Raw genomic sequence first — 23,527 nt, 5'->3', positions numbered from 1 at the left:
CCCCCGGTACACGGTCACGCGCTCACCTCCCGGCAGGCGCGGTAGAAGTCGGTCCAGCCGTCGCGCTCGCGGACGACCGCCTCCAGGTACTCCTGCCAGACGACCCGGTCGGCCGCCGGATCGCGGACCACGGCGCCGAGGATGCCCGCGGCGACATCGGCGGACCGCAGGACGCCGTCCCCGAAGTGGGCGGCGAGCGCGAGGCCGCCGGTGACGACGGAGATCGCCTCGGCCGTGGAGAGAGTGCCGCTGGGCGACTTCACCTTGGTCCGCCCGTCGGAGGTCACCCCGTCGCGCAGCTCGCGGAAGACGGTCACCACCCGGCGGATCTCGTCGACGCCGTCGGGCACGGCCGGCAGGTCGAGGGAGCGGCCGATCTGGTCGACGCGCCGGGAGACGATGTCGACCTCCGCGTCGACGCTCTCGGGCAGCGGCAGCACGACCGTGTTGAAGCGGCGGCGCAGGGCGCTGGAGAGATCGTTGACCCCGCGGTCGCGGTCGTTGGCGGTGGCGATGAGGTTGAAGCCGCGGACGGCCTGCACCTCCTGGCCCAGCTCCGGGATCGGCAGGGTCTTCTCCGACAGGATCGTGATGAGCGTGTCCTGGACGTCGGCCGGGATCCGGGTCAGCTCCTCGACCCGGGCCGTCATGCCCTCCGCCATGGCCCGCATGACGGGGCTCGGCACCAGCGCGTCCCGGCTCGGACCGTGCGCGAGCAGCTGCGCGTAGTTCCAGCCGTACCGGATCGCCTCCTCCGGGGTGCCGGCAGTGCCCTGCACCAGCAGGGTCGAGTCACCGCTGACGGCCGCCGCCAGGTGCTCGGACACCCAGGTCTTGGCGGTGCCGGGCACCCCGAGCAGGAGCAGGGCGCGGTCGGTGGCGAGGGTGGTGACGGCGACCTCGACGATACGGCGCGGTCCCACGTACTTCGGAGTGATCACGGTGCCGTCCGGCAGGGTGCCTCCGAGCAGGTAGGTCGCCACGGCCCAGGGCGACAGCTTCCAGCGGGCCGGGCGCGGACGGTCGTCCTGCGCGGCCAGCGCGGACAGTTCGGCCGCGAAGGCGTCCTCGGCGTGCGGTCGCAACGCCTCGGTCGGTGCGCTCTCGCGGGTTGTCTCGGACGTCGGGTCCACGGACACGGTCATGGCGAAGTCCCCCTCCAGCTCGGCCGGTTCGGATCTGTGACCAACCGTGCACCACGCCACTGACAATCCGTTCCGACCTGCGCAAACGCGCTCGCCGGGCCGATTGTCAGTGGGGGGATCTACCTTCGATGGCATGACTCAGCAGGGGGTGCGCTGGAGCGCGGAGCAGGTGCTGGCACTCGCGCCTGACACCGCGTCACGCAAAGCGGGCGGCAAACTCGGCGCGGCCGGGCCGTGGTCCGAGGCGGGCAGTACGGACGAGGGGACGGTGTGGGGGCTGTGCAAGGGCAGTGGCAGCAAGCCGTATCAGACGGTCGTCGACATCGCGGACGCGTCGGGGCCCGCGTACAAGTGCAGTTGTCCCAGCCGGAAGTTCCCGTGCAAGCACGCGCTCGGGCTGCTGTTGCTGTGGGCGGGCGGGGACGGGGCCGTGCCGCAGGGGCAGCCGCCGGACTGGGCGCGGGAGTGGATCGAGGGGAGGAAGAAGCGCGCGGAGCAGCAGCGGGCGGAGGGCGCTTCCGGTGCCTCGTCCGGCTCGGCCGATCCCGAGGCGGCGCGGCGGCGGGCGGAGCGCCGGGCGGAGAAGGTCACCGCGGGGGCGAGGGAGCTGGAGCAGCGGCTGGCGGATCTGCTGCGCGGCGGACTGGCCGGCGCGGAGCAGGCGGGGTACGGGATGTGGGAGGAGACGGCCGCCCGCATGGTCGACGCGCAGGCGTCGGGACTGGCGGCGCGGGTCAGGGAGTTGGGGGCGATTCCCTCGTCCGGGCCCGGCTGGCCGGTGCGGCTGCTGGAGGAATGCGCGCTGCTGCACCTTCTGGACCAGGGGTGGCTGAACCGCGAGCGGCTGCCTGAGGGCCTGGCGGCGACGGTCCGCTCCCGCATCGGCCTGCCCGCCTCGCCCGAGGGCCCGCCGATCCGCGACCGCTGGCTGGTCCTCGCCCAGTACGACACGGCGGACTCCCGCCTGACCACCCGCCGGATATGGCTCCACGGCGCCGACTCGGCCCGCACCGCCCTGCTCCTCTCCTACGGCGCCGCGGGCCGCGCCCCCGAGCTCGCACTCCCGGTCGGACTGGCCCTGGAGGCGGAGGTCACCCCTTACCCGGGCGCCGGACAGGTGCGGGCGTCCCTGGGCGAGCGGTTCGCCGCCCCCGTACCCACTTCACTGCGCCCGCCGGGGACGACGACGGCGCAGGCAGCCGCGCGTTACGGGGAGGCGCTGCGGCGCGATCCCTGGCTGGACTCGGTCCCGGTGACGCTGGAGCGGGTGATACCGACTCCGGACGGCGAGTCCTGGCAGCTGGCGGACGCCGACACCGACTCGGCCCTGCCGCTCACCCCCACGGCCCGCTCCCGTCCCGGCCTGTGGAAGCTGGTCGCCCTCTCGGGCGGCGAACCGGTGAAGGTCTTCGGCGAGTGCGGCCACCGCGGCTTCACCCCCCTCGCGGCCTGGCCGCAGGGTCCGGGCGAGGCGGTGCAGCTGTGCTGAGCCGCCGCAGGCCCGCCCCAAGCCCCGGCCCGGCACCCCACACACGCACCCCCAGTCCCCTGCCCGGCACCCCACAGAAGGGACGACCCTCGTGAACAGGACCCCGGACGCGCCCGCCTGGGAAGAGCTCGTCACCACCGCCCTCCTCGGCACCGATCGCCGCACCCCGCCGGACACCACCGCCCTCCTCGGCACCGGTCGCCGCACCCCGCCGGAGACCGGCCCGGCCCGCGACGCACCCGTCGCCCTGCTGGACGCGGCGGCCCTGGAGACCGTGCGCCGACGGGCGGGCCTGCTCCCGGCCCGCGCGGCGGCCCGCCTTGAGCCGGCGCCCGAGGACACCCGCCCCGCGCTGCCTCCGGCGGCGGCCCGCAGGCTGGCCCTGCTGCTGGCCGACCGGGGAGGCACCGGAGGCGGACGCAGAGGCACCGCCCCGGACCTCATGGAGCTGCTGCCCCAGTGGCTGACGGCGGCCAACGCCCACGGTTACGCGGCTCCGCCGCACATGCTGCCGGCGCTGCTGGACGCGGCCCGGGGCCGTACGGACCTGCGGCCCGCCGCCCTGCGCTTCGCGGGCACCCGCGCGGTGTGGCTGGCGCGGCTGAACCCGGACTGGCGGTTCGCCCTGCGCGCGACGCCCGGCGGCGGCGCGGCGCTGCCCCGGCCCGAGGAGCGGGAAAGGGTGCAGCGGTTGTGGCAGGAGGGCCTGTTCGCGGAGCGTGTCGCCCTGCTGGCCGCGATACGGGCGCGCGAGCCGGTCGCCGCACGGGAGCTGCTGGCGACGACCTGGGCGACGGAGCGGGCCGAGGACCGGCTGATGTTCCTGGACTCGCTGCGCACCGGCCTCGGCCCGTCGGACGAGCCGTTCCTGGAGCAGGCGCTGGCCGACCGCAGCCGCAATGTGCGGGCGACGGCGGCCGAGTTGCTGTCGGCGCTGCCCGACTCGGCGCTGGCCGGGCGGATGGCGATCCGGGCCGGGGCGTGCGTGGCCGTGGACCGCACCGGGGCCGTTCCGACGCTCACGGTCGAGGCACCGCACGAGTGTGATCCGAGTATGGAGCGCGACGGTGTCGTGTCTAAGGCTCCGGCGGGACGCGGGGAACGGTCTTGGTGGCTGGGACAGTTGGTGGAGGCGGCGCCGCTCGGCGTCTGGCCCGCGCGGCTGGGCGGCCGGACGCCCGCGGAGATCGTGGCGCTGCCGGTCGCGGACGACTGGCATGCCGAGCTGCACGCGGCATGGTGCCGGGCGGCCGTACGCCAGCGGGACGCCACGTGGGCGCGGGCGCTGCTCGGGACGCCGTCGGCGCCGGAGGCGGGCGGGCCGGGGGCGGTGTCGCTGGCCGAGCGGGCGAAGCTGCTGGGCACGCTGGACCCGGGCGAACGGGCCGAGTGGGTGGCCGGCTTCATCGCGCGGCACGGGCTGTCCGAGGCCTTCCAGCTGCTGGGCGTGTGCGCCGTGCCGTGGGCCGGGCCGCTCGGGCGGGCGGTGGTCGACGCGCTCAACATCGCGCGGGACGCGGGGAGTTACCCGTGGAGTTTCAGCGGGGTGATGGGGCTGGCCGAGCGCTGTCTGGACCCGGCCGAGGCGAGCCGCCTCGACGGTTTGCTGGCGGTGCCCGACGAGACGGAGGACGCCTCGCCGGGGGCCGGCGGGTACTGGGCGGAGGCGTTCCAGCGGCTCGTGACGACACTGCGGTTGCGGGCGGCGATGCTCGAGGAGCTCAGCGGGACAGCGCGGGCCGGCGATCCGCCCGCCCGCGCCTGAGGAACCGCAGGAACCGCTCAGCCGCCGGAGACGCTCGGCTGACGCACGTTGGCGCGGACCCAGTCCACGATCGACTGGGTGGTCGCCCCCGGGGTGAAGATCTCCGCGACGCCCTTCTCCTTCAGCGGCGCGATGTCCGCCTCGGGGATGATGCCACCGCCGAAGACCAGGATGTCCTCCGCGTCCCGCTCCTTGAGCAGGGCGATCACCGCGGCGAAGAGCGTGTTGTGGGCGCCCGAGAGGATGGACAGACCGATCGCGTCGGCGTCCTCCTGGATCGCCGTGTCGACGATCTGCTCGGGCGTCTGGTGCAGGCCCGTGTAGATGACCTCCATACCGGCGTCGCGCAGCGCCCGCGCGATCACCTTCGCCCCGCGATCGTGGCCGTCGAGCCCCGGCTTGGCCACCACCACGCGGATCGGACCGGCTGCCACACCCATCACTGCCTCCATGAAGCGACTACATCCATCCGTACCGTCAAGTACCGCACACATCACTCGCGCCGTACACGCCGCACACGCCGTGGCACGGACGCCCCGCGCCACAGCGCCCGGGGAAGTGAACGAACGTTATCGCCAGCATCCCGCAACCGGCAGTTTCACGGTGGAGACCGAGGGGGAAATCACACGGAGGGACACGTTCGCCGCGCACCGTTCCGATCCTCTGCGGCTCACGGACCGCAGACACAGGCGGCCGTCGGGCCACGACCGGAACGCGCGCAACGGGAGCCGCAACGAGATCGCCGCACCACCGCGCCGCAGGCCGCGCGGCGTGGGGTGCGGCGGGTCGACGAGGGCACGAAGAGCACGCAGGGCAGGGACGGCACGACAGCGGGGAGCCTCGTCGCCACACCGGCAGGGAATCTCGTCACGTCATCGGCGTCATGGACGTCACACGCCGCTCCCGCCCCGCGCCGCCCGCTCGCGCACCGCCGGCCCGCCTCGGCGCGACTTCCCATGAGGGCACACGGGGGACAGAGCCGTCCTCGGGTGTGCCGACAGGAGGTCGGCCATGACGGTCACCAAGGCAGTGCTGCCCCTTCTCCCGCTCTGTCAGCGGCTCCTCCCGAGCCGACTGGCCGGACTGTCCATGGCGCTGTTGAAGGCCACCGCCCTCGAGATCGCGATCCTCGCCGGACACCTCCTCCTCTATCCGTCCGGGATCCAGCAGGAGCGCAGGGCCCCCCTCCCCGCCCCGGGCTCCCCGGACACGCCCCGGCTGCCGGCGGAGGCGAAGCCACCGGTCGTGCTGCTGCACGGGTTCATCGACAACCGCTCGGTCTTCGTGCTGCTGCGCCGCAGCCTCGCCCAGCACGGCAGGCAGCACCTCGAGTCCCTCAACTACTCGCCGCTGACCTGCGACATCCGCACGGCGGCGGAGCTGCTCGGCCGGCACGTCGAGGAGATCTGCGCGCGCACGGGCAGCAGCCGGGTGGACGTCGTAGGGCACAGCCTCGGCGGCCTCATCGCCCGCTACTACGTACAGCGGCTCGGCGGTGACCTCCGGGTGCGGACGCTCGTCACCCTCGGCACCCCGCACTCGGGCACCCGCGTGGCGCCGCTGGCGAACGCGCACCCCATCGTCCGCCAGATGCGCCCCGGTTCGGCGCTGCTGGAGGAGCTGGCCCGGCCCGCGCCCGGCTGCCGTACGCACTTCGTCAGTTTCTGGAGCGACCTGGACCATCTGATGGACCCGGTGGAGACGGCGTGCATCGACCACCCCGACCTGCGCGCGCAGAACGTGCGGGTGAGCGGGGTCGGACATCTCGCCCTGCCCGTGCACCCGGCCGTGGCGGTCGGGATACGGCAGGCACTCGACACCGAGTGGATGGAAGCCGAAACGGCCCGCGCCGACGGTCTGACGGTGGCCTGAGCCGTCCCGCACCCGGCGCAATCCTCGAACAGTCTTCGAACACAAGGCCAAACTCGCGCCCGCAGTCCCCCGAAACACGGCCGAATGCCCGTTTCCTGGAAAGGCGAAACCTGCCGAAGATTGTCGCGCCCGCATACCGCCGGGTACAGTCGCCGCACTGCTCTGCCAGCCCCTGTTGTCGAGGCGAAAGAGAAGTTGGTGAACGACCGTCACCCGTCGGGGACCATGACCACCCCGGCTCCGGCCTCCGAGGCCGCCTCGGCGCATTACGCGTCGTACGGCACCCAGGAAGCCCAGTACGGCGACCTCACCACGCACGGTCACTACGACGCCACCGGTTTTCAGCAGCCCACCGGGACCTTCGCCACGGACCCGCTGTTCGGCTCGATGCCGGGCGAGAGCACCGGCACCTACGACGCGGGCCAGTGGGCCACGGTCGGCCAACAGACCCCGCACTACGACGCGTACGCGGCCCAGCACCACGCCGCCTATGACACCGGCGTCCACGAGACGACCGCCTGGTCCGCGGACTACCAGCAGCTGCCCGGCGTTCCGCACCAGGCCACCAGCCCCGACGCCAGTGGGCAGTGGGACGCCAACGCCTGGCTCCAGCCGGACCCGTCGGGCGGTCCCGCCGATCGGACCCAGCACTGGGACTGGGGCACGCAGACCTTCGACACCGGCACCTACGACGCCACGCAGTGGAACTCCGACGGCGCCGCCACCGGGTCCGACGACTACGAGCAGCGGGCCGAATCGTTCGACGAGCAGCCGGCGGCGACCTTCGAGCAGGTCCCGGCCGAGGAAGCGGCGTACGACCGGACGTCCTACGGCGAGACGCCGTACGAGGAACCCGCCTCCGGCGAGGGCGAGTCGGCCGACACCGGCGAACTCCCCGATGTGACCCCCCTCCTCGACGACGAGGAGGAAAGCGTCCCGGCGCCGGGTTCCCGCACCGCCGCCCGCACCGCGTCCCGTTCGCGCCGCCGTCCCCCCGCCAAGCGCTCCGCGCTGCTGACCATCGCCGTGCCGTCGGCGTGTGTCATGGGCGTGGCCGGGATCGCCGCCGCCTCCGTCGGCACGCTGACGGCCGACGGCACGGAGACCGCGACCACCGCGTCCGACGCGCAGCCGGTCAAGCCCGCGGCTGCCAACAACAAGCTGGACACCCAGCTGGAGAGCCTCTCGGCCGGCGCCGACGACTTCGCCGACCGGGCCAGCCGGACGCAGGAGCGCATCGACCTCAAGGCCGAGCAGGAGGCCGAGCGGAAGAAGGCGGCCGAGGAAGCGGCCCGCAAGGAGCGGCTGCGCCCGAAGTTCGCGCTGCCGGTGGCCCAGCACGGGCTCAGCGCCTACTACGGCCAGGCCGGCATCAACTGGATGTCCGTGCACACCGGCATCGACTTCCCGGTCTCGTACGGCACCCCGGTGCTGGCCGCGACCGACGGCACCGTGCGCACCCAGTGGAACAGCGCCTACGGCAACATGATGATCGTGACCGCGATGGACGGCACGGAGACCTGGTACTGCCACCTCTCCACGTACCAGGTTCCCTCCGGTACAGCCGTCAAAGCCGGCGACCAGATCGCGTTCTCCGGCAACTCGGGCAACTCGACCGGCCCGCATCTGCACTTCGAGGTCCGCCCGGGCGGCGGGTCGGCCGTCGACCCGCTGGCCTGGCTGCGCAGCCACGGCCTCGAGCCCTCGTAACTCCCCGGCAGTCCCCCGCCGTTCAGCAGCGGGGGACCCGCGGGACTACAGCTTCTCCACCGGCGCGTAGCGCAGCAGCAGCCGCTTCGGCTTGTCTCCGAAGTCGATCGTCGCCTCGGCGTTGGCGCCCGTGCCCTTGACCGCCATCACGGTGCCGAGCCCGAACTGGTCGTGCGTGACCCGGTCCCCGACCGCCAGCGAGACGACCGGCTGCTCGGAGGTGCGCCGGGTGGCGAAGCCGGACGCGCCGGACGCCGCGGACCGCGAACGGGACGACGACAGCGAGGCCGCCACCCCCGACGCGGGCCCGGAGGACACCGGCGAGGTGGCACCCGTGCGCTTCCAGTCGACGTGCTGCGCCGGGATCTCCTCCAGGAAGCGGGAGGGCGGGTTGTACGAGGGCTGCCCCCACGCGCTGCGCATCGACGAACGGGTCAGATACAGCCGTTCCCGCGCGCGCGTGATGCCGACGTAGGCGAGGCGCCGCTCCTCCTCCAACTCCTTGGTCTGCCCGAGGGCCCGCATGTGCGGGAAGACGCCGTCCTCCATGCCGGTGAGGAAGACGACCGGGAACTCCAGGCCCTTGGCGGTGTGCAGGGTCATCAGGGTGATGACGCCGGAGCCGTCCTCGGCCTCGTCGGGGATCTGGTCGGAGTCGGCGACGAGCGCGACCCGCTCCAGGAAGGCGGCGAGCGAGCCGGTCGCCTCGCCCTCGCCGGACTCCTGCTCGAACTCCAGGGCCACGGCGGCGAGTTCCTGGAGGTTCTCGATCCGGGTCTCGTCCTGCGGGTCGGTGGAGGCCTGCAACTCGGCGAGGTAGCCGGTGCGTTCGAGCACCGCCTCCAGGACGGTCGCGGGTCCGGCGCCGGACTCGACGATCGTACGGAGCTCCTCCATCAGCGTGTTGAACCGCTTGACGGCGTTGGTGGAGCGCGCGGCCATGCCGTACGCCTCGTCCACGCGCTTGAGCGCCTGCGGGAAGCTGATCTTCTCGCGCTGGGAGAGGGCGTCGATCATCGCCTCGGCGCGGTCGCCGATGCCGCGCTTGGGGACGTTCAGGATGCGCCGCAGCGGGACCGAGTCCTCGGGGTTGGCGAGCACGCGCAGGTAGGCCAGGACGTCCCGGACCTCCTTGCGCTCGTAGAAGCGGACGCCGCCGACGACCTTGTAGGGCAGGCCGACGCGGATGAAGACCTCTTCGAAGACACGGGACTGGGCGTTGGTGCGGTAGAAGACGGCGACGTCGCCGGCCTTCGCGTCGCCGGCGTCCGTGAGGCGGTCTATCTCGTCGGCGACGAACTGCGCCTCGTCGTGCTCGGTGTCGGCGACATAGCCGGTGATGCGCGCGCCCGCGCCCGCGTTGGTCCACAGGTTCTTGGGGCGGCGGGACTCGTTGCGCTCGATGACGGCGTTGGCGGCGGTGAGGATCGTCTGGGTGGAGCGGTAGTTCTGCTCCAGCAGGATCGTCGTCGCGTCCGGGTAGTCCTCCTCGAACTGGAGGATGTTGCGGATGGTCGCACCGCGGAAGGCGTAGATCGACTGGTCGGCGTCACCGACGACGCAGAGCTCGGCGGGCGGGAGGTCGTCCTCGCCGGGTGGTACGTCGACGGGGTGCTCGGCGGTGCCCACCAGCGCGCGCACGAGCGCGTACTGGGCGTGGTTGGTGTCCTGGTACTCGTCGACGAGGACATGCCGGAAGCGGCGGCGGTAGTGCTCGGCGACGTCCGGGAAGGCGCGCAGCAGGTGGACCGTCGTCATGATCAGGTCGTCGAAGTCCAGCGCGTTCGCCTCGCGCAGCCGGGACTGGTAGAGCGCGTAGGCCTGGGCGAGGGTCTTCTCGAAGCCGTCGGGGGCCTGGGCGGCGAAGTCCTCCTCGTCGATCAGCTCGTTCTTCAGGTTCGAGATCTTGGCGCTGAAGGCCTTGGGCGGGAAGCGCTTGGGGTCGAGGTCCAGGTCGCGGCAGACCAGGGCCATCAGGCGCTTGGAGTCGGCGGCGTCGTAGATCGAGAAGGAGGAGGTGAAGCCGAGCTTCTTCGACTCGCGGCGCAGGATCCGCACGCAGGCGCTGTGGAAGGTCATCACCCACATCGCGTGCGCGCGCGGGCCGACGAGCTGCTCGACGCGCTCCTTCATCTCGCCCGCGGCCTTGTTGGTGAAGGTGATCGCGAGGATCTGCCCGGGGTGCACATGACGCGCGGCGAGCAGATGGGCGATGCGGTGCGTGAGCACGCGCGTCTTGCCGGATCCCGCGCCGGCCACGATGAGCAGCGGGGTGCCGGAGTGCACGACGGCCGCGCGCTGGTTCTCGTTCAGCCCCTCGATGAGGGCGGCCGCGTCGAGGGCCGGGCGCGGGGCGCCGTCACGGTAGTAGGCGTCCCGGTCCGGGGGCACGTCGAACTTCCCGCCGAACAGATCGTCCGGAACCGACTCCGGAGCGTGATCGTCCTCGGGCGGCGGCGGGGGTTCCTCCCCATGGGCCCGAGGGGCCTGGAGGTCCGCCAGGAAGCTGTCGTCAAAGAGGCTGCTCATCGCTTTCCGAGTCTAGGGCTCCCCACTGACAGCCCGCCGCCGTCCCGGGAACATCCCCCGGATCAGCGGCCGGGGATCCTCCCGTCCCGCCCGCCCGGCAGGGGACCTTCATACCCTCATCCCTGCCGCGGAGACCTTGGTCACAGCGCTGGAGGGGCCGGCCGACACACAGGGTCGCCGCGCCCGTGATCGCCACCCGGCCCGGCGGACCGTGTGACTCCGGAGGGGCTCGGTACAAGCCGGAGCAGATCCGTCCAGATCGATCACACCCCGAGACGCCCTGACCTAAGGTCACGAAAATGTATCGGGCATATCACCCATCAACCTTCACAGGCGCCACACGAGTTGGCTACCGTGCCGCACAGGCCGTACGACCCCCACCGGCGAACCTCGCCGGGCCGCGCGGCCTCCGCCGAGTCGTCCGCTGCCGTCCAAGGCAGCCGAGCCGGGGACCCAACCGAACATTTGGGGTGAATCGACCCGACCCCCGCACGGGAGACGGTCGTAGGGCAACCCTTCCTAACCACCCGCCCGAACCCGACAGCTAACTCGGTAGGCGGACCATTGGAAGGAGTCGCCTCCCTTGGCGTCGCACCGCAAGTCGCGTCCCGCGGGTACGCGCGTAGCAGGCATACGGACCCCCGGCCTCGCCACGGCCGCCCTCACCTCCGTAGCCCTGCTGTCCCAGACGGCCAACGCCAGTCCGTCCACGGACGACAAGCCGAGCCTCGAAGAGGTCGAGAAGAAGGTCGACGACCTCTACCGCCAGGCGGAGACGGCGACCGAGAAGTACAACGCCGTCAAGGAGAAGACCACCAAGCAGCGCAAGCAGGTCGACACCCTCCTCGACGACGTCGCCAAGCGCACCCAGAAGCTCAACGACGCGCGGGAGGAACTCGGGTCCTTCGCCGCCGCGCAGTACCGGACCGGCGCCTCGGCCCCCGACACCGCGACCTTCCTGCTCGCCGACTCCCCGCAGGACTACTTCGACCAGACCCAGCTGATGAGCCGGATGACCGGCCGGCAGAAGGAAGCGGTCGACGACTACATCACCGAGCAGTCGGCGACGATGAAGAAGCGTAAGGAGGCCACCGAGAGCCTCCAGACGCTGAACGAGTCGCAGACCGATCTGAGGACCGCCAAGTCCACGGTCCAGAAGAAGCTCGCCGACGCGCGGAACCTGCTGTCGCAGCTGACCGCGGAGGAGAAGGCGCGGCTCGCCGCGATCGAGCGCAAGCGCCAGGAGGAGGCCGCGCGCAAGGCCGCCGAGCTGGCCGAGCAGCAGGCCGCGGAGGAGCAGCGCCGCAAGGAGGCCGCGGAGGCGGCGGCCGAGCAGCAGGAGAGCGGCTCCTCCGGTTCGGCGGAGACCCCCACCGGCAGCACCGGGTCCGAGTCCACCGCGGACTCCTCCTACGCCGCCAAGGCCGAGAAGGCGATCGCCTTCGCCCGCGCGCAGATCGGCAAGCCGTACGTCTGGGGCGCCACGGGCCCCGACTCCTACGACTGCTCGGGCCTGACCCAGGCCGCCTGGAACGCGGCCGGCATCTCCCTGCCGCGCACCACGTACGACCAGGTCAACGCCGGCACGACGGTCTCCCTCGCCAACGCCCTCCCCGGTGACCTCGTCTTCTTCTACGACGACGTCACCCACGTGGGCATCTACATCGGCAACGGCATGATGATCCACGCCCCCAAGCCCGGCACGTACGTCCGCGAGGAGTCGGTCTACTACGACGGCGAGGGCTCGATCCACAGCGTGGTCCGGCCTGCCTGATCCGACGCGGCACGCGCGCGGGGCTGCGCCGGGCTCAGGTCCACAGCACGGCGATGAAGACGTTCGCCGTGGTGAGCAGCCCCACCAGGCCGAACAGGCCCTTGTCCACCTTCTCGTCGTCCCGCTTCACGTAGACGAGCCCGAGGATCACGATCAGCAGGGCCAGCTTCACGCCGATCTTGATGTTGTCGACGGGCTGGTCGTCCGCCTGGTTGAGCCCGACCAGGATCACCCCGGTGACCAGCATCGTCAGCGCGCCGTGCAGCATCGCCGGCACGAACCGGGCGGTGCCCCGGCCCATCGCCTTCAGCTGGGTGAGGAACCCGCCCAGCAGGGAGGCGATGCCGATGATGTGCAGGCCGACGAAGAGATGGATGAGTACGTCCATGGGGCCGGAGCCTAATCAGGGGCCTGTCCGGGCCCCGACACCGGCCCGCCTTCCACGCCCGGCGGACCGTGCATATATGCGCGCCATAGCACCCCGCCTCCCCCACGCGCCTCGGAAACCCCCACTTCGGTCATCGCGCAGCGTGAAGGCGACCGCCCCACCCGCGGATCACGGTCATATGCGGTCACCCCGTGATCCCTGCATGGCAGTTCCGCACAACGCGTTACCCACCCGACACACCCAGGTTTAGCGTCCTCCTCCAGGTGACCGGCTCCCCACCGCCGCCCGGGCCAGGGGCGGCAGCCGGACACCACCGCCGAGAAAGTCCGGCGGCGGGCTGCTCCCCCTGTGCGGCCGCCGCCGGACGCGTGAGTCCGTGCTCCGCTCCCCTGGCGGCGTACGGGCCGGCGGTCACAGGAGTCGTGCGAAAGGACGTGCAGTCCCCATGGCAGCGCACCGCAAGCCCCGACAGCGCTCGGCCGGCGGCACCACCGTCCGTACGGCCGCCACCGTCGCCCTCGCGGGCGTGGCGACCGCGACGGGCTTCGACGGGACCGGGCACGCCGAGCCCCAGCGGACACCGGCGCAGGTCAAGGCGGAGGTGGACCGGCTGTACCGGGAGGCGGAGGCCGCCACCGAGAAGTACAACGGCGCGAAGGAGAAGGCGGACGCGGCCGAGACCCGGCTGACATCACTGCGCGACGAGGCCGCCCGCAGGACGGAGAAGCTCAACTCGGCCCGGGATGCGCTGGGTTCGATGGCCGCGGCACAGTACCGCGACGGCGGTCTCGACCCCGCCGTGCAGCTCGCCCTCACCGACGACCCCGAGCGGTACCTGGAGGGCGCCGAGTTCGCCGAGCGCGTCGGCACCCGGCAGGCCGCCTCCGTCGCCGACGTCCGCAAACAGCTCCGCGCCATCGAGCAGTTGCGCGGAGCGGCGCGCGTCGAACTGGCCTCTCTCACCTCACGCCAGGCGGAGCTGAAGCGGCACAAGCGGACGATCACCGGAAAGCTGGACGCCGCCAACCGGCTGCTGTCCCGGCTGTCGGCCGAGGAGCGCGCGGAGACCGGCGAGGGCACGGGCGAGCGCGCCACCCGCTCCGCGTCGGACCAGCGGGCGCCCCTGGCGGCCCCCGCGGCGGCCACCGGCCAGGCGCCGGACTCCCGTGCGGCGGACGCCGTCGCCTACGCCTACCAGAAGCTCGGCAGCCCCTATGTGTGGGGCGCCACCGGCCCGAACGCCTTCGACTGCTCGGGACTGACCCAGGCCGCCTACCGCGCCGCGGGCGTCTCGCTGCCCCGCACCACCTACGCCCAGATCGACACCGGCCGCCGGGTCTCCCGCTCCGAACTCCTCCCGGGCGACCTGGTGTTCTTCTACTCCGGCATCACCCACGTCGGCCTCTACGTCGGCAACGGCCAGATGATCCACGCCCCCAACCCGTCCGCTCCGGTCCGGGTGGCACCGATCACCGAGATGCCGTTCGCCGGGGCGACCCGGGTCGTGTGAGGCGTGCCGCGCGCTCAGACCAGCCGTCGGGCCGTCGCCCACCGGGTCAGCTCGTGCCGGTTGGAGAGCTGGAGCTTGCGCAGCACCGCCGAGACATGCGACTCGACCGTCTTCACCGAGATGAACAGCTGCTTGGCGATCTCCTTGTAGGCGTACCCCCGGGCGATGAGCCGCAGCACCTCGCGCTCGCGCTGGGTGAGCCGGTCCAGGTCCTCGTCGACCGGAGGGGCGTCGGTGGAGGCGAACGCGTCGAGGACGAATCCCGCCAGCCGCGGCGAGAAGACCGCGTCCCCCTCCTGCACCCGGAAGATGGAGTCGACCAGGTCGGTGCCGGTGATCGTCTTGGTCACATAGCCCCGCGCACCGCCCCGGATCACCCCGATCACATCCTCCGCGGCGTCCGAGACGGACAGCGCCAGGAAGCGGACGGGCTCCGTCGCGTCCGCCATCAACGGGGCGCAGCGGCGCAGCACTTCGACGCCGCCGCCGCCCGGCAGGTGCACATCGAGGAGGACGACCTCGGGACGGGTCGCGGTGATGACCGTGACCGCCTGGTCGACGTCCGCGGCCTCGCCGACGACCTCGACGCCGGTCTGCTCGGTCTGCCCGATCTCGGCCTGGACCCCCGTACGGAACATCCGGTGGTCGTCGACGAGGACCACACGCACCCGGCGCTCACTCGCGCTGCCGGTGGCCTCCGCCGTACCGCTTGCCTCGTCACTCATGACGTCTTCTCCGCCCTCTCCATCTCCAGTTCGACCTCCGTGCCGCCGTCGGGCACCGCGCGCAACCGCGCCGTACCGCCGTAGCGCTCCATGCGGCCGATGATCGATTCTCTGACGCCCATGCGGTCGGCGGGTATCGAATCGAGATCGAAGCCGGGACCGCGGTCCCGGACGGACACGAAGACCGTCTTCCCCTCGACCTCTGCGTAGACCTGCACGGCGCCGCCCTCGCCACCGTACTTGGCGGCGTTCACCATCGCTTCGCGCGCCGCCTGCATCTGTGCGCCGATCCTCTCGTCGAGCGGGCAGTCGCCGACCACGACGACCTCTATCGGGACGCCGTGCTTGTCCTCCACCTCAGCGGCGTTGCGCCGGACCGCGTCGGCGAGGGTGTCGGGCTCCTCGGCCTCGTCCTTGCCGGTGCCCTCCGGCTTGTAGAGCCAGGTGCGCAGATCGCGCTCCTGGGCGCGGGCGAGGCGGCGGACCTCGCCGGCGTTCTCCGCGTTGCGCTGGATCAGGGTCAGGGTGTGCAGCACCGAGTCGTGGACATGGGCGGCCACTTCGGCGCGCTCCTGGGCGCGGATGCGCATCAGCCGCTCCTCGGAGAGGTCCTGGGTCATGCGGACGAGATAGGGGCCCGCGAGGAGCGTTATGCCGACGAGCACCGCGAGGGCCGCCTGGAGCACGGAGCCGAGGTGGGCGGCGGAGCCCTGCAGCACGAAGATGCCGGACACACCGGCGGTGACCAGCAGCACTCCGCCTGCCGCGCGCAGCAGGGTCAGGGTGCGCCGGCGGCGGCCGACCTCCATCCAGCGGGCCCTGCGGGCGTTGTCCGCCTGCCGCCAGACCAGGGCGACGCCCGCGCTGACCAGCACGGCGGGCCACAGATAGGCCTGCGCGCCGGTGCCGACGTCGACGCTGCCCACGAAGACCATGGCGACCACGACCATGAGGAGCAGCGCGACGATCTGGCCCTTGTCCGGCTTGCGGGCGACCAGTCTGCGGCGGCCGTCCGCCGAGGTCTCGGTGCCGACGAGGGAGGGCGGGCGCTGTCCCGCGACGCCGCCGACGCCGAGCGGCACGAAGAACCAGAACGCGGCGTACAGCAGAGCGCCGAGGCCGTCGGCCATGAAGAGGCCGACGAAGACGAGCCGCACCCAGATCACCGGCAGCCCGAGGTGCCCGGCGAGCCCCCGCGCCACGCCTCCGAGCCAGCGTCCGTCGCTGCTGCGGTAGAGCTTGCGCGGCGGCCGCGGTTCGGCGAGGGGCGCTGCTGCGGCTTCCGACATGCCACCGATGGTCACACGAGCGGCGGAGCGGAGCATCAGGGTTGACCCCCGAGACTCCCCCGATCTCCGGGCGCCCCTCGGCTCGAACGCGTCCCGGGCCCCGGCTCAGGGGCGATATCAGGGTCCGGCCAGGGTCGTTCCCACTGCCGCCGGGGCGCCGCGCCCGTCACCATGGACCCATGACCGATCACGAGCACGCCGCGACGGGTCCGGGACCCGGCTCCGGCCCGGGCCCCGCCGCGGGCACCGGACCGCGGGGTGCCGCGCCCGCCGCGGACTCCGTTCCCGGCGCGGGCTCACGCGCACACGGGCGGGCGAGCGCGCGGGAAGAGGGGCCGGGTGCCGGGCCGCCCGACCGGTTCCGGCGGGACCGGCGGCACAAGCTGCTCGCCGGGGTGTGCGCGGGCCTCGGCCGGCAGTGCGACATGGACCCGGTGATCTTCCGGATCACCCTGACCGTGCTCTCCGCGACCGGCGGCCTCGGCCTGATCTTCTACGGCTTCGCCTGGCTCTTCGTCCCCTACGACGACGAGGACGAGAACGAGGTGCGCAAGCTGCTCACCGGCCGGGTCGACGGCCAGGCGCTGGCGGCGGTGCTGTTCGCGCTGGTCGGCTGCGGAGTGTTCCTGACCATGCTGCGGAACGGCGGGGTGCTGACCTTCGCCGTCATACTCTCCCTGCTCCTCGCGGGCGCCGGGTACTGGTCGCGGCAGCGCGGCGGCGCCGACCCCGACCCGCTCGCCGCGCAGGCCGTCGCCGACGCCCCGCCGGAGGCCCAGGCGCCCCCGGTGCCCTCCGCCTACCCCTCCTGGTGGCGCGACCCCATCGTCAAGGACGGCACCCATGACGGCGGCACCGGCTATCTGTGGGGCCCCCGCGACTCCCGCGACCGGGACATCGCGGCGGCGGTGAACATCAGCCTCGGCACCTACCCCCACGGCAGCGAGGAGCTGCTCGCCCGCCGCCCGGAGCCGCCGAAGCCGCGCGGCCCCCGCTGGATCGGCGGCTGGGTGCTGCTGCTCGCCCTGGTCGCCGGCGGCCTGGGCACCGGCCTGACCTGGCACGAGCATCCGCTCGGCACCAGCCTCCAGACCGGTCTGGCCTGCGCGCTGATCGTGTTCGGCGCGGGCATCGCGGTCAGCGCGTTCCTCGGACGCACCGGAGCCGGGTCCGTCTTCATGGCGGTCCTCACCGCGGGACTGCTGGCCGCCTCGGCCGCCCTGCCCAAGGACATCGGCACCGAGTGGATACGCACGACCTGGAAACCGGCCACCGTGGCGGCCGTAGGCGCCCGGTACGACCTGGGCACCGGTGCCGGCACCCTCGACCTGAGCCGGCTGGAGATCGCCGCCGGAAAGACGGTGACCACCGGCGCGGAGGTCGGGGTCGGGCAGCTGAAGGTGATCGTGCCTCCGGAGGTGACCGTGAAGGTGAGGATCTCCGTGGGCGTGGGAGACATCCAACTCCCCGGCGACGACAAGCAGGACGTGGACGTGGCACCGGACAAGCACAAGGACGTCACGCTCAAGCCGGCCAAGGGCTCCGAGGCCGCGGGCACGATCGAGCTCGATCTGAACGTGGGCGTGGGACAGGCGGAGGTGCGGCGTGCTGCGTCATGAGTTCCAGCCCGGGCGGCTGGTCGCGGGCGCCTTCCTCACCCTCGCGGGCGTCATCTATGCCGGGGACGCGGGCGGGGCGTGGGAGACGCCGTGGTTCGTGGTGATCCCGGTGGTGCTGGCCGGGCTGTTTCTGGCGGGTGCGGTGGCGATCGTGGCCCGCGCCATCCGCAGGCGTCGCCGGACGGGACGGGCGGGACGGGCGGGCGACGGCTCAGGGGCGACGCCGACGCGGGCCGAGCGGGAGACCGCACGGTGACCCGGGAAGCCGTGCAGGTCACCGCCCAGGGGTGGCTGGTGCCGGTGGCCGCCTGCCGGTAACCGGCAGTGGTCGGCGCCTGCCGGCAGCCGTGGCCGGTCGGCGGCTAGTGGTACCCGCTGCCGGACGGCGCCTGCCAGTACGGGGGCTCCGCGCCGCCTGCCGACAGCCGGTGCCGACCGCCGCCTGCCGACAGCCGGTGCCGGTGGCCGCCTGCCGGTAACCGGCAGTGGTCGGCGCCTGCCGGTAGCCGTGGCCCGTCGGCGGCTAGTGGTAGCCCGTGCCGGTCGGCGTCTGCTGGTAGCCGGCTCGCCGGCGTCTGCGGGCGTGGAGCAGGGCGTCCAGCGAGAGGTAGGGGGCGCCGGCGAGGACCAGGGGCAGCCAGGCCATCAGGTAGGCGAGGTCGTTGCCGTAGTAGTAGGGGTCCGCGGCCCAGCTCACCGTCAGCCACAGGCTGAGCGAGATCAGGGCGCCGCCGAGGGCCGCGAGGCGGGCGAAGAGGCCGAGGAGGGTGCCGATGCCGACGGCCAGTTCGCCGAAGGCGATGGTGTAGCCGAAGGCGACGGGGTTCTCCAGGGCGGTGTCGACCAAGGAGGGGACGGCGGAGGAGTCGCGGACGGCGCGCATCATGTCGCCGATGGAGCCCGACCCGGAGTCCTGCAGGAAGGAGCTGTCGGTGAGCTTGTCGAGGGAGGCGTAGATGAAGGTGACGCCCAGGAAGAGGCGGAGCGGGAGGAGTGCGTAGCGGGTTGCCAGGTCCCGCCAGTCGTGGCCGCCGTCCAGATAGGGGTCATGTGTGTCGGTACGGAAGCCGTGAGTCATCGGTGCCGCCTCTCGCCCGTCGGGACGTGCCCCTCAAGGGACGATACGTTCACCGAGTGGGGCCCGCTCAATCCTGACCAGACCATTTTCTCCGGGTTGACGGTTTTTCGCCCCCACCCCGGAGCACCCCTGCCGTGAACCTCCCCCGCCGGTCACTCCGTCACATCGATCGCGTACCGCCCGGTCTCCACCCCCGCGGCCGTCACGACCTGTACCTCCACCCTGCCCGGCTCCACATCCGCGGGAACCGGGACCGTGAGGACCGTGTCCGTGGGGTTGCTGAAGCCTCCGGCCACCGGGACCAGGGGGACGTGGACGTTGACCGGGCCGATGCGGACGACCATGCGGGAGAGCCGGTCGGCCGTGCCCGCGCCGGGCGGGACGAAGCCGGCGCCCCGGATCTCGATGTCGTCGCCGGTCCGGATGGGGCCGTCCAGAGCGCCGGCCTCGCGGCTGCGGACCACGGAGAGGATCACCGGTCGGCCGCCCTCGGCGTACTTGCCGGCCAGATAGGTCGCCGCGGAGATCAGGACGATCACCGCCAGAGCCCAGGGCAGGTCCGGGAGTTGGTCGGGGCGGCGGGCCAGGCGTACCGCGGCGAACAGCAGGGCCACCGCGCTGACGACGACGTACTGGATGTCGGCGAAGGTCCCCCGGCCCGCGTCGTCGGTCAGGAGGTCGGCGGCGCGTGGGCGGTCCGCGGGCACCTTCTGCAGGCGCTGGCCCAGCACCCGCAGGCCCACCACGCGGCGTACCAGGACGGCGAGGACACAGACCACGGCGAGGACGGTCACCGCACCGGCTCCACGGGCGAGTTCGAGGCCGGAGACCAGGGCGTCGCGTTCGGCGGGGTCGGAGGCGGCGGCGAGGCGGCCCACGAGGACCAGCACCGCGTACGCCACGAAGAGCACCCACGCCGCGGCCACCGCGCGGGAGGTGGAGAGCCGGTTGTCCTCGCCGATGACGGGGGCCAGCGCGCCGCCCCGGGCGCGGTGCAGCCAGGACGCGGCGGTCAGCGCGCCCGCCGTCACCACCGCCGCCAGCAGTCCGGCCGTACGGGCGCTGCTCCAGCCGGCGCCGATCGCGGTGAGGGACTGGACCAGGAGCAGCGCGACGACCAGGGCCCACAGGGTGTACGCGGTGCGGCGCCACAGGCGGGCCAGCCGGGCGTCGCCCTCGGCACGGCCGCGTTCGGCGACCAGGTCGGCGGACTGGGTGAGTTCCTCGGAGACCCACTGCCGGGACGCCGAGGCCGAGTGGGCGACCGCCGCGGGCAGCCCCTGCCCGGCCGCGAACTCGTCCCGTTTCGACAGGAATTCGGCCACCGCCCGCCGGTGTCCCGCACGCGCCCCGTGCGGACAGTCCCCGCAGGTGCAGCCCCCCGCGTGGGCACCCCCGTCCGAGCCCTGTCTCGCCTCCTGCACCGCCACGTCCGACGCCGCCTTCCCTACGCTCGGTACCGATACAACTCCAGTGCGATGACAGCGAATTGTGCCCTACGCCACCCCGGCCGCGCCCCGCAGGTCCGGTCCGTGGATGGCCGGTGGGGAGTGATGCCAGGTCCGCCGTGTTGACCCGGCTGGGAGAATTTCTGCATGGCCGAGATCATCCAGCGCGACGGAACCTGGGCCTTCGACGGCACCACGGTCAGGATCACGCCGGGTCTGCACCGCTCGGTGGCGCTGTTCCGGCAGACGTACGGGGAGATCTCCGTACCGCTGGAGGCCGTCGCCGGTGTCGTCTTCGAACCCGAACGCAAGCGGGGCCGGCTGCGGATGCGGCTGCGGGAGGGCGCCGACCCGCTGCTGCACGCGACCGGCGGACGGCTGCCCGATCCGGCGGACCCGTACCGGCTGACGGTGGACGTCGACCGGGGAGGGGTCGCCGAGTACGTGGCCGAGGAGATCCGCCGCTCGCTGCTGCTGGACCAGATCCCGAACGAGCCCACCAAGGCCTATCTGCTGCCCGGTCCCCCGGTGCCGGTCTCGGTCCGTTCCTCGGACGGCACCGTCTCCTTCGACGGTGTCCGGGTGCGGATCGACTGGGCCGACACCTCCGACCGGGTCAAGCGGGCCACCGGGCCCCGCATCATCGACCTCGCCGATGTCGCCGGGGTGGAGTGGCTGCCCAACTCCGGTTACGAGGACGGCTTCCTGCGGTTCGTGACCCGTGAGACGTCGTTCTCGAAGCTGCCGCCGGAGAAGGACCCGTACGCCCTGGATCTGTGGGGCAGCGCGCGCCGCGATCTGCTCACCGCGCTGGTCGCCACCGCGGTGACCGCCCGGCTGCCGCACCCCTCCACCCGCACCGGCGTGGAGTTCGCGCGGCGCCCGCTCGCGGCGGCCGTACCACCCCCGGCCGACCATCACGACGTACTCCTGCGCAGGCTGCGGGAGCTGGGCGAGCTGCACCGGGACGGCGTCCTGACGGACGAGGAGTTCGCGATGACGAAGGCCGCCGTGCTGCGCGGGTTCTAGAACGCGTACCCGACGAAGCACCGGATCGCGGACCCGTCGACGCACCGCTAGCCCAGCAGATCCGGCTCGCTGCGGCTGATGTCCTGCCACATCGGCTGGTAGTTGATCCACGCGACCAGGTCCCCGCCGAGCTGTTCCCGGGTCGCGACGGCCGCCTTGTGGTCGATCAGGACCGGCCGGCCCGCCGCCTTCGCGGTCAGCTGCACCTGGCAGGAGCGCTCCAGCGACAGGAACCACCAGGCCGCCGCGTCCACCGAGTCCCCCACGGTCAGCAGCCCGTGGTTGCGCAGGACGAGCGCCTTGTTCGAGCCGAGCGCGGCGGCGATCCGGCGGCCCTCCCGGGCGTCGACGGCGACGCCGCTGTAGGCGTCGTACAGGGCGATGTCCTCGTAGAAGGCGCAGCTCTCCTGGGTGATGGGGTCGAGGAGATCGCCGAGGGCGGCGAGCGCGCGGCCGTGCACGGAGTGGCAGTGGGCGACGGCGACGACGTCGGGGCGGGCGGCGTGGACCTGGGCGTGGACGGTGAAGGCGGCCTGGTTGACGTGGTAGCGGCCGTCGACGACCTGTCCGTCGGAGTTGGCCAGCACCAGATCGCTGACGGTGACGTGCCGGAAGGGCATCCCGAAGGGGTTGACCCAGAAGCAGTCGCTGAACTCGGGGTCGCGCGCGGTGATGTGCCCCGAGACGCCGTCCTCGAAGCCGAGGCGCCCGAAGATGCGCAGGGCGCCCGCGAGCCGTTCCTTGCGGTGCCGGCGTTCGTCCTCGACCGACTCGTGCATCGGCGGCATGGCGAAGCGCAGCCGCTCGGTGGGCAGCGGAGACGGCGGCGTGGGCCCGGACATGTGGCAGCCTCCTGCGCTGGTTCCTCTACGGCCCGGAAGTTACCGTCGGTCAGGGCAAAAGGGCAGGGCCGAGTGGTGAAGGTGACGCACAACCCTTTCAGGGACTCATGGGTCTGTGATGCGGAACAAGAGATTCAGCATCACTTTTCAGCCAGGAGCCCCAGTGAGTATTGCCGACCGCCACGTCACCGCCCTCATGCGGCAGCTCGCGTCCCAGGACGTGGTCGAGCTCGTGCATCCCCTCGCCGAGTGGGAGACCCTCGGCGCGCTGGCGTACATCGCCGAGTGCTACGGCTTCCGGTACGCGGACGTCCGTCACGTCGGCAAGCAGAAGACCCTGTACGTCCGCATGGTCCGCGACGCCGATCCCCGGGCCCGGCAGCGCGCGGCGGCCAACGCGGCCGCGTTCCCGCAGGCGGGCGCGGGCGGCCCGGTGCCCGGCATGTACCAGGGCACGCTGACGCCGGTCCCCGAGGCGCAGCCGGACGTCGACCTGATCGCGACGCTCATCCGGTACGACGCCCTGGGCGCCGCCGCCAACCGCAAGCAGCTGATCACCATGTCCTGGGCGTTCCCGCTGCTGTTCGTGCTGCTGGCCGCGGTGACCGGAAAGTTCGCGGTCCTGCTCACGCTCGCCGCCCTGACCCCGGCGTTCCTGCTGATCACCCTGCGGGTCAACGAGGCCCGGCGCGCCAAGCTGGCCGAGCGCCTGACGGCGGCGGGCTGCACGCCGGCGCGCGACGAGCAGGGCCGGGAGACCTTCGTACGCCCGCTCCCGCACACCACCTGATACCGGACAGCGGATGTCCGGTTTCGGCGCCAGACTCGTCGTATGACGAACAGCTGGGCCGCCTTCGCCGCCGCCGAACCCGATCTCGCGAAGCTCGTCGAGGAGCGCTTCGGCGCCTACACCCACCATGTCCTCGCCACCCTGCGCAGGGACGGCTCCCCGCGAACGACCGGCCTGGAGACACGGTTCCTGCACGGGGAGCTGTGGCTCGGCATGATGCCGGGCTCGCTCAAGGCGCTCGACCTGCGCCGCGATCCGCGCTTCGCGCTCCAGGCCAACCCGGGGGACGGCACCGGCATGGGCGGCGGCGACGTGCGGATCAGCGGGCGGGCGGTCGAGGTCCACGACCCCGCGGAGAAGGCCCGGTACGGCGAAGAGGTGGAACCGCCGGAGCCGTTCCACCTCTTCCGTGCCGAGCTGACGGAGGTCGTGCGGACCTGCGTCGAGGACGACAAGTACCTCGTCCTCCAGGTCTGGAAACCCGGCGAGCCCCTGCGCCTGATCAAGCGGACCTAATACAACTGG

20 protein-coding genes and 1 riboswitch are annotated in these 23,527 nt (G+C 72.6%); of the genes, 11 read left to right on the top strand and 9 right to left on the bottom strand.

Annotation, left to right across the window (positions count from 1 at the left end; genetic code table 11):
* Positions 1 to 14: 14 nt before the first annotated feature.
* Positions 15 to 1,145 carry an AAA family ATPase gene (locus M8H82_RS04615; RefSeq protein ID WP_250071093.1) on the bottom strand — a complete coding sequence of 377 codons (1,131 nt, stop codon included), beginning with the start codon at positions 1,143 to 1,145 and terminating at the stop codon, positions 15 to 17.
* 133 nt (positions 1,146 to 1,278) lie between these two features.
* On the opposite strand from M8H82_RS04615, the gene M8H82_RS04610 reads away from it, so the two are divergent.
* The gene (locus M8H82_RS04610; protein WP_250071092.1) at positions 1,279 to 2,634 is read left to right on the top strand and encodes an SWIM zinc finger family protein; all 1,356 of its coding nucleotides are present in this window, start codon (positions 1,279 to 1,281) and stop codon (positions 2,632 to 2,634) included.
* A 91-nt stretch (positions 2,635 to 2,725) separates the two neighbouring features.
* Complete coding sequence (locus M8H82_RS04605; protein ID WP_250071091.1) at positions 2,726 to 4,399, top strand: DUF5691 domain-containing protein; 1,674 nt, start codon at positions 2,726 to 2,728, stop codon at positions 4,397 to 4,399.
* A gap of 17 nt (positions 4,400 to 4,416) precedes the next feature.
* On the opposite strand, the gene M8H82_RS04600 is transcribed toward M8H82_RS04605, so the two are convergent.
* Complete coding sequence (locus tag M8H82_RS04600) at positions 4,417 to 4,839, bottom strand: cobalamin B12-binding domain-containing protein (RefSeq protein ID WP_186281212.1); 423 nt, start codon at positions 4,837 to 4,839, stop codon at positions 4,417 to 4,419.
* Between the two features lie 571 nt (positions 4,840 to 5,410).
* Between M8H82_RS04600 and M8H82_RS04595 the strand changes: the two genes are divergently transcribed.
* Together M8H82_RS04595 and M8H82_RS04590 are read left to right on the top strand one after the other, a co-directional pair.
* The gene (locus tag M8H82_RS04595) at positions 5,411 to 6,271 is read left to right on the top strand and encodes an alpha/beta fold hydrolase (RefSeq protein WP_250071090.1); all 861 of its coding nucleotides are present in this window, start codon (positions 5,411 to 5,413) and stop codon (positions 6,269 to 6,271) included.
* A gap of 198 nt (positions 6,272 to 6,469) precedes the next feature.
* Positions 6,470 to 7,981, top strand: coding sequence for a M23 family metallopeptidase (locus tag M8H82_RS04590; RefSeq protein WP_250071089.1), 1,512 nt, complete (start codon positions 6,470 to 6,472; stop codon positions 7,979 to 7,981).
* Positions 7,982 to 8,026: 45 nt separating this feature from the next.
* Here M8H82_RS04590 and pcrA read toward each other — a convergent pair whose 3' ends face one another.
* Entirely contained in the window at positions 8,027 to 10,510 is a 2,484-nt protein-coding gene (gene pcrA / locus M8H82_RS04585) for a DNA helicase PcrA (protein WP_250071088.1), read from the bottom strand.
* Between the two features lie 400 nt (positions 10,511 to 10,910).
* Positions 10,911 to 11,086, top strand: a riboswitch (cyclic di-AMP (ydaO/yuaA leader).
* Between the two features lie 7 nt (positions 11,087 to 11,093).
* Here pcrA and M8H82_RS04580 point away from each other — a divergent pair.
* Positions 11,094 to 12,284 (top strand): C40 family peptidase, encoded by a 1,191-nt coding sequence (locus M8H82_RS04580; protein ID WP_250071087.1) that lies wholly within the window; start codon positions 11,094 to 11,096, stop codon positions 12,282 to 12,284.
* A gap of 34 nt (positions 12,285 to 12,318) precedes the next feature.
* Here the strand turns inward: M8H82_RS04580 and M8H82_RS04575 are convergent, their stop codons facing one another.
* The gene (locus M8H82_RS04575) at positions 12,319 to 12,672 is read right to left on the bottom strand and encodes a hypothetical protein (protein WP_250071086.1); all 354 of its coding nucleotides are present in this window, start codon (positions 12,670 to 12,672) and stop codon (positions 12,319 to 12,321) included.
* A gap of 445 nt (positions 12,673 to 13,117) precedes the next feature.
* On the opposite strand from M8H82_RS04575, the gene M8H82_RS04570 reads away from it, so the two are divergent.
* Positions 13,118 to 14,182, top strand: a complete 1,065-nt coding sequence (locus M8H82_RS04570; RefSeq protein WP_250071085.1) for a C40 family peptidase — start codon at positions 13,118 to 13,120, stop codon at positions 14,180 to 14,182.
* Between the two features lie 14 nt (positions 14,183 to 14,196).
* Here M8H82_RS04570 and M8H82_RS04565 read toward each other — a convergent pair whose 3' ends face one another.
* Together M8H82_RS04565 and M8H82_RS04560 are read right to left on the bottom strand one after the other, a co-directional pair.
* Positions 14,197 to 14,907, bottom strand: a complete 711-nt coding sequence (locus M8H82_RS04565) for a response regulator transcription factor (RefSeq protein WP_250071084.1) — start codon at positions 14,905 to 14,907, stop codon at positions 14,197 to 14,199.
* Positions 14,904 to 16,196, bottom strand: coding sequence for an ATP-binding protein (locus M8H82_RS04560; protein WP_250071083.1), 1,293 nt, complete (start codon positions 16,194 to 16,196; stop codon positions 14,904 to 14,906). The genes M8H82_RS04565 and M8H82_RS04560 overlap by 4 nt, the downstream gene beginning before the upstream one ends.
* A gap of 179 nt (positions 16,197 to 16,375) precedes the next feature.
* On the opposite strand from M8H82_RS04560, the gene M8H82_RS04555 reads away from it, so the two are divergent.
* Both M8H82_RS04555 and M8H82_RS04550 read left to right on the top strand, forming a co-directional pair.
* The gene (locus tag M8H82_RS04555; RefSeq protein WP_250071082.1) at positions 16,376 to 17,815 is read left to right on the top strand and encodes a PspC domain-containing protein; all 1,440 of its coding nucleotides are present in this window, start codon (positions 16,376 to 16,378) and stop codon (positions 17,813 to 17,815) included.
* Positions 17,802 to 18,071: a hypothetical protein gene (locus M8H82_RS04550; protein ID WP_250071081.1), complete on the top strand. Its 270-nt coding sequence runs from the start codon at positions 17,802 to 17,804 to the stop codon at positions 18,069 to 18,071. Before M8H82_RS04555 ends, M8H82_RS04550 begins: the two co-directional genes overlap by 14 nt.
* A gap of 267 nt (positions 18,072 to 18,338) precedes the next feature.
* On the opposite strand, the gene M8H82_RS04545 is transcribed toward M8H82_RS04550, so the two are convergent.
* Together M8H82_RS04545 and M8H82_RS04540 are read right to left on the bottom strand one after the other, a co-directional pair.
* Entirely contained in the window at positions 18,339 to 18,893 is a 555-nt protein-coding gene (locus tag M8H82_RS04545; protein ID WP_250071080.1) for a DoxX family protein, read from the bottom strand.
* Positions 18,894 to 19,045: 152 nt separating this feature from the next.
* Positions 19,046 to 20,323, bottom strand: coding sequence for a hypothetical protein (locus tag M8H82_RS04540; RefSeq protein WP_250071079.1), 1,278 nt, complete (start codon positions 20,321 to 20,323; stop codon positions 19,046 to 19,048).
* A 165-nt stretch (positions 20,324 to 20,488) separates the two neighbouring features.
* On the opposite strand from M8H82_RS04540, the gene M8H82_RS04535 reads away from it, so the two are divergent.
* Positions 20,489 to 21,370 (top strand): DUF4429 domain-containing protein, encoded by an 882-nt coding sequence (locus tag M8H82_RS04535; RefSeq protein ID WP_250071078.1) that lies wholly within the window; start codon positions 20,489 to 20,491, stop codon positions 21,368 to 21,370.
* Between the two features lie 47 nt (positions 21,371 to 21,417).
* Here M8H82_RS04535 and M8H82_RS04530 read toward each other — a convergent pair whose 3' ends face one another.
* The gene (locus M8H82_RS04530) at positions 21,418 to 22,212 is read right to left on the bottom strand and encodes a class II aldolase/adducin family protein (protein WP_250071077.1); all 795 of its coding nucleotides are present in this window, start codon (positions 22,210 to 22,212) and stop codon (positions 21,418 to 21,420) included.
* A 163-nt stretch (positions 22,213 to 22,375) separates the two neighbouring features.
* Here M8H82_RS04530 and M8H82_RS04525 point away from each other — a divergent pair, with 163 nt between their 5' ends.
* The gene (locus tag M8H82_RS04525; RefSeq protein ID WP_250071076.1) at positions 22,376 to 23,002 is read left to right on the top strand and encodes a hypothetical protein; all 627 of its coding nucleotides are present in this window, start codon (positions 22,376 to 22,378) and stop codon (positions 23,000 to 23,002) included.
* A 42-nt stretch (positions 23,003 to 23,044) separates the two neighbouring features.
* Positions 23,045 to 23,518: a pyridoxamine 5'-phosphate oxidase family protein gene (locus M8H82_RS04520; RefSeq protein ID WP_250071075.1), complete on the top strand. Its 474-nt coding sequence runs from the start codon at positions 23,045 to 23,047 to the stop codon at positions 23,516 to 23,518.
* Positions 23,519 to 23,527 lie beyond the last annotated feature (9 nt).

This window comes from Streptomyces sp. YS415, assembly GCF_023544665.1.
Taxonomy (GTDB): domain Bacteria; phylum Actinomycetota; class Actinomycetes; order Streptomycetales; family Streptomycetaceae; genus Streptomyces.
This window is presented reverse-complemented; position numbering and strand designations above follow the sequence as displayed.